We start from the raw sequence: 8,480 nt of genomic DNA, 5'->3' as shown, positions 1-8,480 counted from the left end.
GCGGGGGGGGGTATGGGTCTCGCCCCCCCCCCGGGGGGGGGGCGCCCAGCGCGGTGTTGGCCCCCCCCCCCCAGGGGCGCCGGCCCGTGCCCTCCCCCCGGCACCTGCTTGTGCGTGTTCGGGCGTGTTGGACGGCGGCCGCGGTTACAGTCGCTCTCGAAGGGGGACCGTTGGCCGTTCCTGGTGTCGAGACGCTGCGGCAGTACCAGCGAGGCTGGTTGCGGTCGGACGTGCTCGCCGGGCTGACGGTGGCGGCGTACTTCGTCCCGCAGGTGATGGCCTACGCCCAACTCGCCGGGCTTCCGGCGGTCACCGGACTGTGGGTCGCGCTGTGTCCGCTGGTCCTGTACTTCCTGCTCGGCTCGTCGCGCCTGCTGTCGCTGGGCCCGGAGTCGACGACTGCGCTGCTGACCGCCGCCGCGATCGGCCCGCTCGCCGCCGGGGACCCGGTGCGGTACGCCGCGTTGGCCGCCGTACTCGCCCTCTTGGTCGGTGTGATCTGCGTGGTGGGCTGGGCCGCCCGTCTCGGGTTCCTCGCGGACCTGTTGTCGAAGCCGGTCCTGGTCGGCTACCTGACCGGGATCGCGATCATCATGATGACCGGTCAGCTGGGCCGGCTGACCGGTGCGCCGGTGAAGGGCGACTCGCCACTCGCCGAGGTGGTGTCGGCGATCCGGTTGATCGGTCAATGGGAATTCGCACCGGTGGTGATGTCGATGTCGGCCCTGGCGTTGCTGCTGGCGCTGGCGCGCTGGGCGCCGCGGTTGCCCGGTCCGTTGATCGTGGTCGCGTTGGCCGCACTGGTGACCTGGGCGGCCGACCTGGGCGCGAAGGGTGTGGATGTGGTCGGTCCGGTGCCGAGTGGGCTTCCGGTGCCGCACCTGCCGGCCATCACCGTCCACGATGTCGGCCTGCTCGCGCTGCCCGCGGTCGGAGTCGCCCTGGTCGGGTACACCGACACGGTCCTCACCGCCCGTGCGTTCGCCGGCCGGACCGGAGAACGCATCGACGCGGGCGGCGAGTTGCTCGTCCTCGGACTCTCGAACATCTCGGCCAGTCTGTTCCGCGGCTTCCCGATCAGCAGCAGCGGCAGCCGGACAGCGCTCGCGGAGGCCTCCAACGCGAAGAGTCAGGTCTACTCTCTGGTGGCCGCGGCGGCGATCGTCGCGACCCTGCTCTTCGCCGGCCCGCTGCTGGCGACCTTCCCGATCCCGGCCCTCGGCGCCCTCGTCGTGTACGCCGCTCTGCGCCTGATCGACCTCGCCGAGTTCCGCCGGATCGCCTCGTTCCGGCGCAGCGAACTCCTCCTGGCAGCGGCGACGACCATCGGCGTGGTCGCGCTCGACGTCCTGAACGGCGTCCTCGTCGCGGTCGGGCTGTCCGTGCTCGACGTACTCCGGCGGGTCGCCCGGCCGCACGACGGGATCCTCGGCTACGTCCCGGGGATCGCCGGTATGCACGACATCGACGACTACCCGGACGCGCGCCCGGTGCCCGGCTTAGTCGTGTACCGCTACGACTCGCCGCTGTTCTTCGCCAACGCCGAGGACTTCCACCGCCGCGCGCTGGCAGCGGTCGACGACGCACCGACGCCGGTCCGCTGGCTGCTGCTGAACACCGAGGCGAACGTGGAGATCGACATCACCGCGCTCGATGCGCTCGACACCCTCCGCGTGGAACTCGAGGCCCGCGGTATCGTCCTCGCCCTGGCCCGGGTGAAGCAGGATCTCCGCGACGACCTGGAGGCCGCCGGGTTCCTCGACCGCCTCGGCGCCGACCGGGTCTTCTACACCCTCCCGACCGCTGTCGAAGCGTTCCGCGAAGAGACCTAGGCCTGGGTCACTTCAACGGCCTGCCGGGCGATCTCCCACTCCTCGTTGGTCGGGATCACCAGCACCGCGACCGGACTGTCCGCCGTCGAGACGACTCCGCCCGCCGGCTGCGCATTCCGCTCGGGGTCCAGGCGGATGCCGAGCCCTTCAAGTCCGTCGAGCGCGGCAGCCCGGACCTCGGCCGAGTGCTGCCCGACCCCTGCGGTGAACACGATCGCGTCCACAGTCCCCAGTACGGCGTAGTACGCGCCGATGTACTTCCGCAACCGGTAGCAGTAGATGTCGAACGCGAGTTGCGCGCGCTCGTCACCGGCCGCGCGGCGTCGCGACACCTCCCGAAAGTCGTTCGCCCCGGTCAGCCCTTTCAGTCCGGACTGCGAGTTGAGCGCCTGGTCGGTCTCCTCGGCCGAGCGCCCCGCGACCCGCGCGAGATGCCCGTGGATCGCCGGATCGAGATCGCCCGACCGCGTCCCCATCACCAGACCCTCCAGCGGCGTCAGTCCCATCGACGTGTCGACCGACTGCCCCCGCCGTACGGCGGCCGCGGAGCAACCGTTGCCGAGATGCAGAACGATCACGTTGATGTCATCGGGTTCGCGACCGAGCAGTCGCGCGGTCTCTCCGGACACGAACGAGTGCGACGTCCCGTGGAACCCGTACCGCCGGATCCCGTACTCGTCCAGCCACTCCGACGGCACCGCGTAGGTGTAGGCGTACGGCGGCAACGTCTGGTGGAACGCCGTGTCGAACACCGCCACGTGCGGCAGGTCGGGCAGCAGCCGTCGCGCGACCTTGATGCCCTCGAGGTTGGCGGGATTGTGCAACGGGGCCAGCGGAACCAGGTCGGTCACCTCGGCAACCAGGGCGTCGTCCACCAAGGTGGGCGCCGCGAACTTCGAGCCACCGTGAACGACCCGATGACCGACCGCCACGATGTCCATCTCAGCCAGTGCCGGACCGTGCGTCTCGAAGGCTCGCACTGCGGCCTCCAGCGCGGCCTCGTGATTCGGCACGGCCTGGTTGTCGTCGAAGTCGCCGGCCGGCCCGTGATGCTCGTGGTGGCTCTGATCCTCACCGATCCGTTCGACGAGGCCGGTCGCCGCGGCCTCGCCGGAGGCGGCGTCGACCAGGCTGTACTTGAGCGACGACGAACCGGCGTTGATCACCAGAACGTGGCCGGTCATCGAGTTTCTCCCTGCTGGGCCTGGATCGCGGTGATGGCGACCGTGTTGATGATGTCCCGGACCGTGGCACCGCGGGACAGGTCGTTGACCGGCTTACGGAGGCCCTGCAGCACCGGGCCGACCGCCACCGCGTTCGCCGAGCGCTGGACCGCCTTGTAGGTGTTGTTGCCGGTGTTCAGGTCCGGGAAGACGAAGACCGTGGCCCGGCCGGCGACGGGGGAGCCGGGGAGTTTCGTCTGCGCCACGGCGGCATCGATCGCGGCGTCGTACTGGATCGGTCCCTCGACCGGGAGCCGGGGCGCCCGGTCCCGGACGATGGTGGTTGCCTTGGACACCTTTTCGACGTCGGTGCCGGTCCCGGACGAGCCGGTGGAGTAGGACAGCATCGCGACCCGCGGTTCGACACCGAAGGCGGTTGCGGTGGCGGCCGACGAGATCGCGATGTCGGCGAGTTGCTCGGCGGTCGGGTCCGGGTTCACAGCGCAGTCGCCGTACACCAGGACCTGGTTCTGCAGGCACATGAAGAAGACCGAGGAGACCACTGACACGTCCGGAACGGTCTTCACCACTTCGAGGGCCGGCCGGATGGTGTGCGCGGTGGTGTGGACCGCTCCGGACACCATCCCGTCCGCCAGTCCGAGGTGGACCATCATCGTGCCGAAGTACGACACGTCGCGGACCAGCTCCCGCGCCCGGTCGAGGTCGACGCCACGATGCTGCCGCAGCCGGTGGTACTCCGCGGCGAACTGCTCGGTCAGCTCACTGCTCTCCGGGTGAACGACTCGGGCTGCGGCGACGTCCACGCCGAGACTCGCGGCCTTCGCGCTGATCGTCGTCGCGTCGCCGAGCAGCGTCAGGTCGGCGACACCCCGCCGCAGCAGTACGTCGGCCGCGCGCAGGATCCGCTCCTCCTCGCCCTCCGGCAGCACTATGTGCCGGCGGTCGGACACCGCGCGATCGACCAACTGATGCTCGAACATCAGCGGCGTCACGGCACTGCTGCGCGCCAGCGCGAGTTGGTCGAGTAGCGCCTGCCCATCGACGTACTGGTCGAACAACGCGAGTGCGGTGTCGATCTTGCGTGGGGCGTCCTTGGTGAGGCGGCCGCGGACCGCGGTCAGCTTGGCCGACGTGGCCTGCGTACCGAGACTGGTCTCGATGATCGGCAGCGTGGCGCCGAGGCCCTCGATCAGCCGCTGCACCTGGGGCGGCAGCTCGAAGCCGCCGTTCAGCACGATGGCCGCGATCTGCGGGAAGGTCCGCGAGGTGTGGGCCATCAGGACACCGAGGACGACCTCGGGCCGGTCGCCGGCGGTGACGACCGCGGCGCCCTCGAACAGCCGGTCGAGCACGTTCGGCATCGTCATGCCCGCGATCATCAGCCCGGTGACCTCGCGGGTCAGCAGCTGCGGGTCGCCGCTGACCAGTCGCCCGTCGATCGGTGCCATCAGGTCCGTGACGAGCGGCTGGTTGAGCACCGGCTCCTCGGGAATCGCGAACGCCGGCGCGCCGATGCCGTCCAGCGCGGCGACCAGCGGCTTGCCCTCGTCGGCGCCGACCCGGTTCGCGATCACCGCGAACAGCGACCCGTGGTTGGCGACGAGTTCCGCGACGGCCATGTCCGCGAGCGCGCGGACGTCGTGCGGCGTGCGGCCGAAGCCGTTCAGCACCAGCAGCACGGGTACGCCGAGGTTCGCCGCGATCTTGGCGTTGAAGGAGAATTCCGTCGGCGTCCCGACATCGGTGTAGTCGCTGCCGACGATCACCACCGCGTCAGCCTGCTCGGCCACCGCGTGGTAGCGCTGCACGATCGTGTCCAGCGCCGCATCGGGGTCTTCGTGCACCTCGTCGTACGTGACGCCAACTCCGTCGTCGTACGAATGGACCACGGCGTCCTGCGCGATGAGCAGGTCGAGGACGTAGTCACGGCCGCCGTGGGTGGCGGTGTCCGCGCGGACGATCGGCCGGAAGACGGCGACCCGTCCGACCCGGCGTGAGAGCTGATGGAGGACCCCTAGAGCCACCGTCGACTTCCCGGTGGTTCCTTCCACCGATGCGACGTAGACGCTGCTTCCCATGCCTGAACCCTACGGAACCGGCCTCGGAGTCGTGCCGTGCAGGTGCGCGAGCCGCGTCACGATCGTTCCAGCCGGAGTTACGCCGTACGGGTGTCAGCACGGATCAGAGGAGGACATCATGCCTAGTGCGAACCTTGCCACCACGCCGGTGGCGATCGACATCCCGCAACTGATCGGCAAGTACGCCGAGCTGGACGGTTACACCGCGGCGTTCGAGAGTTACCCGCTGGATGCGGATCCGGCGGAGTTCTTCGCCGGGCTGCCCGACGACCGGTGCCAGTGCCCGCACTGGGGCTTCGTCACGGCCGGCGCGATCACGTTCCGGTGGGCCGATCACAGCGAGACGTACCGGACCGGTGACGCGTACTACGCCGGGCCGGGCCACCTGCCGCTCATCACGGCGGGCACGAGCATCGTCGAGTTCAGCCCGACCGTTGAGCTCGAGAAGACGATGGCCGTGATCGGCGCCAACCTCGAGCGGGCGGGAGCGGAAGCATGACCAGCGTCGCGGAACGAGCTGAGGTCGACGCGGCGGTTGCGCGCCTCGTGGAGTGGCTGGAGACCGGAGTACCGCCGGAGGGGACTTTCGCGGTGGACTGTTTCGCGGACCTGAGCACGCCGCACTGGCGGATGCAGTACGGGTCCGGCGCGGCGACGATCGCCGCCCGGCGCGAGCTGCATCCGTTCCCGGGAGTCGTCCGGGTGGAGCGTGTACGCCGGACGGACGGCGGGTTCGTGATCGCGTTCGAGGAGCGGTGGCGGCACGACGGACAGGACTGGTACTGCCGCGAGCAGATCGCCGCCGACGTGAACGCGGTGGGGGAGATGAGCGAGCTGTCGGTCTACTGCACCGGCGACTGGGACGAGGCAGCGCAGGCTCAACACGCCGACGAAGTGCGCCTGCTGAGGCCCTGAGCAGCAGCCCGGGTTCGCAGTACCGTGAGCGGTGTGGCGAGCAGTCGGCGTGACACCGAGCTGGCGGCGCGAACCCGGGCGGTTCTCGAGGCTGCGTCCGGTCACGTCTTCGGCACCGAACCGGGACGGCTCGCCGCCGAGCTGTACGACGTACTCGCGCGGACGACCGACGACGCCGACCGGGCCCGGGTGGCCGCGGCGCTCGCGCGCTGCTGGGTGTACGGCGGCCACGCGGACCGGGCCGCACCGTTCGCGGACGAAGCACTGGCACACGCGGAGCAGGCCGGCGACCCTGAGCTGATCGCGAACTGCCTCGACGCGGTCCTGGCGGCGCATTGGGGACCGGACGAGCTGCCGTTGCGCCAGGTGACCGCTTCCCGCCTGGACGAGGTATCGGCGCATGTCCTCGACCCGGACGCGCGACTGCGCGGTCATCTGTGGGGACTGCAAGTCGGGTGGGAGACGTTGCGGTTACCGACGATCCAGCGTCAGCTGCGCGCGCTCGAACTGCTGGCCGGCGAGTCGCCGCGAGCCCGGTTCTTCGCCGCCTCGCGCCGGTGGATGTACGAGCATGTCCGCGGTCTCGAAGCTCGCGAGTTCATCGAGGTGGCCGAGGACGCGGCCGCCGAGGCCGGGCTGGCGGACGCGTGGATGGTGACCGGCCTGATGCGCGGATACACCGCACTGCGCACCGGCGACGAGGCGACGGCGACCGAGATGGCCGAGCGGATGGAGAAGTTCGCCCACGACGAAGGTGTCACCGAAGTCGCGACCGAGGCCGCATCGGTCTGGGCGCTGAGCGGACATCCCGACCGAGCCCGAGCGCTCCTCGACCAGCTCGGCCCGGACGTCCTGGAGACCATGCCCCGGGACGTGAACTTCCTGCTCAACCTGCACTGCGTTCTCGAAGCCGCCCTGGCCGTAGGCGACGAGGACATCGTCCGTACGGCGGTCCGCCTGCTCACGCCGTACGAGAACCGGGCCGTGGTGAATTCGGGTGCTGTCTACTTCCACGGGGTCACCGATGACACGCTTGCCCGGGCTGCGGCGCTGACGGGTGACACCGAGCGTGCCGAACAGCTTCGCTCGCGCGCGATGTCGACGTACCTGAAGCTGGGCGCGACTTGGTGGCACGAGCGGCTGTCTGTTGATCCGGCGTCGGTGGTCGTGCATTTCCATCCGGCCGACGACGGGTTGTGGCTGGTCGGTTCCGCGGCCCGGCCGATGCGGGCGTTGCGTGGCTTCGGGTACCTCCACCGCCTGCTCGAGCAGCCCGGTCGGACGGTCTCGGCCATCGACCTCGTCACGGGCGGGGTGGCCACGGTGATCCAGTCCGACGCCGGACCGAACCTCGATCACCGGGCCGCGACGGCGTACCGCCAACGCCTCAACGACCTCGCCGCCGAACTCGACGAAGCGACCGACTGGTCAGACCTGGCCCGGGTCGAGTCGCTGACCGCGGAGCGCGACGCTCTGCTGGCCGAACTCAGCTCCGCCGCGGGTCTCGGCGGCCGTTCCCGCGCCACCGGTTCGACCGCCGAACGAGCCCGAGTAGCCGCTACCAAGGCGATCACCACTGCCATCACCCATATCGAGGCCGTCGACCCTGACCTCGCGACCCACCTCCGCGACGCCATCCGCACCGGCACCGACTGCAGCTACCGCCCGCGTCCCGACGAGCACCGCGCCTGGTTGCTGTCCGGCTAGGTGACGTTCTGCCGCGCGAACGCGACCGCCTCGGCGATGAGCGCCTGCCAGGCAGCTCGGTCCGGGACCGGGATCGAGACCCATTCGCGCATCGGGTTGCCGGTGGGGGCGAACGGGTCGCCGGTGCCGTCCGCGATCAGCTCAGTGACGCGGTCCGCCGGAAGCTTCAGGATCAGCGACGTCCCGTTCCTCTCGAGGCAGGTGACGAACTGCCCGGCGAGCCGGACGCACGGATGGCCCATGATCGTGCCGCGGCCGATGGCGGGGTCGTACAGCAGGTCGTCGGTGAGCTCGTCGTACAGCTCCCGCGGGGCGTCCCCGCCGGCGTCGGCCGACGGGGACGTAGGGGTCGCGGCAGGCGTCATGACGCGGGTGGGGTGAAGACGCCGAACTGGTTGCCCGACGGGTCGCGCAGGTACGCGAAGTCCGGCGTACCGCCGCCGACGGCGAGGTGCTTGCTGATCACCGTGCCGCCGAGCTGCTCCGCGTCCGCGCAGGTGGCCTCGATGTCGGCGACCAGGATATAGAACACCGCGTGGTTCGGCAGCTGGCCGTTGGTGCCGAACAGGCCGCCCATCGGCTGCTGGGCACCGGAGGCGGTGATGTTGCGGTAGTCGAGGCCGCCCGAGGTGAGGCTGCCGGACGACTCGAACGACCAGTCGAAGAGGCTGCCGTAGAACTTCTCGGTGCCGTCCGGGTTGTCGGTCGCGACCTCGAACCAGGCGAGCGTGCCAGGGGCCGGAATACTCATGATCTTCTCCTTC

General features: G+C 70.2%; 8 protein-coding genes. 4 read left to right on the top strand and 4 right to left on the bottom strand.

Annotated elements, in window-relative coordinates:
* Positions 1-170 precede the first annotated feature (170 nt).
* Positions 171-1,832, top strand: a complete 1,662-nt coding sequence (locus ACWGID_RS12510; RefSeq protein ID WP_452196544.1) for a SulP family inorganic anion transporter — start codon at positions 171-173, stop codon at positions 1,830-1,832.
* Here ACWGID_RS12510 and ACWGID_RS12505 read toward each other — a convergent pair.
* Positions 1,829-3,016, bottom strand: a complete 1,188-nt coding sequence (locus ACWGID_RS12505) for an acetate/propionate family kinase (RefSeq protein WP_452196543.1) — start codon at positions 3,014-3,016, stop codon at positions 1,829-1,831. The genes ACWGID_RS12510 and ACWGID_RS12505 overlap by 4 nt on opposite strands.
* Complete coding sequence (gene pta, locus ACWGID_RS12500; protein ID WP_452196542.1) at positions 3,013-5,094, bottom strand: phosphate acetyltransferase; 2,082 nt, start codon at positions 5,092-5,094, stop codon at positions 3,013-3,015. The genes ACWGID_RS12505 and pta overlap by 4 nt, the downstream gene beginning before the upstream one ends.
* A 118-nt stretch (positions 5,095-5,212) precedes the next feature.
* On the opposite strand from pta, the gene ACWGID_RS12495 reads away from it, so the two are divergent.
* Genes ACWGID_RS12495 through ACWGID_RS12485 form a run of 3 tightly spaced genes read left to right on the top strand, consistent with a single transcriptional unit; the run spans position 5,213 to position 7,716 of the window.
* Complete coding sequence (locus ACWGID_RS12495; RefSeq protein WP_452196541.1) at positions 5,213-5,593, top strand: cupin domain-containing protein; 381 nt, start codon at positions 5,213-5,215, stop codon at positions 5,591-5,593.
* Positions 5,590-6,009 (top strand): hypothetical protein, encoded by a 420-nt coding sequence (locus ACWGID_RS12490; protein WP_452196540.1) that lies wholly within the window; start codon positions 5,590-5,592, stop codon positions 6,007-6,009. Before ACWGID_RS12495 ends, ACWGID_RS12490 begins: the two co-directional genes overlap by 4 nt.
* Before the next feature lie 33 nt (positions 6,010-6,042).
* Complete coding sequence (locus ACWGID_RS12485) at positions 6,043-7,716, top strand: hypothetical protein (RefSeq protein ID WP_452196539.1); 1,674 nt, start codon at positions 6,043-6,045, stop codon at positions 7,714-7,716.
* Here ACWGID_RS12485 and ACWGID_RS12480 read toward each other — a convergent pair.
* Both ACWGID_RS12480 and ACWGID_RS12475 read right to left on the bottom strand, forming a co-directional pair.
* A complete protein-coding gene (locus ACWGID_RS12480) occupies positions 7,713-8,081 on the bottom strand; it encodes a hypothetical protein (protein WP_452196538.1) in 369 nt (122 codons plus the stop codon). The two genes, ACWGID_RS12485 and ACWGID_RS12480, sit on opposite strands and share 4 nt — an antisense overlap.
* Positions 8,078-8,467, bottom strand: a complete 390-nt coding sequence (locus tag ACWGID_RS12475; RefSeq protein ID WP_452196537.1) for a VOC family protein — start codon at positions 8,465-8,467, stop codon at positions 8,078-8,080. Before ACWGID_RS12475 ends, ACWGID_RS12480 begins: the two co-directional genes overlap by 4 nt.
* Positions 8,468-8,480: the final 13 nt, after the last annotated feature.

The organism is Kribbella sp. NPDC054772 (genome assembly GCF_053611945.1).
This window is presented reverse-complemented; position numbering and strand designations above follow the sequence as displayed.

Bases quoted from the DNA above. Each gene is read 5' to 3' on its own strand.
- ACWGID_RS12505 (WP_452196543.1), bottom strand. From the start codon at position 3,016: ATGACCGGCCACGTTCTGGTGATCAACGCCGGTTCGTCGTCGCTCAAG.
- pta (WP_452196542.1), bottom strand. From the start codon at position 5,094: ATGGGAAGCAGCGTCTACGTCGCATCGGTGGAAGGAACCACCGGGAAG.
- ACWGID_RS12495 (WP_452196541.1), top strand. From the start codon at position 5,213: ATGCCTAGTGCGAACCTTGCCACCACGCCGGTGGCGATCGACATCCCG.
- ACWGID_RS12490 (WP_452196540.1), top strand. From the start codon at position 5,590: ATGACCAGCGTCGCGGAACGAGCTGAGGTCGACGCGGCGGTTGCGCGC.
- ACWGID_RS12480 (WP_452196538.1), bottom strand. From the start codon at position 8,081: ATGACGCCTGCCGCGACCCCTACGTCCCCGTCGGCCGACGCCGGCGGG.
- ACWGID_RS12475 (WP_452196537.1), bottom strand. From the start codon at position 8,467: ATGAGTATTCCGGCCCCTGGCACGCTCGCCTGGTTCGAGGTCGCGACC.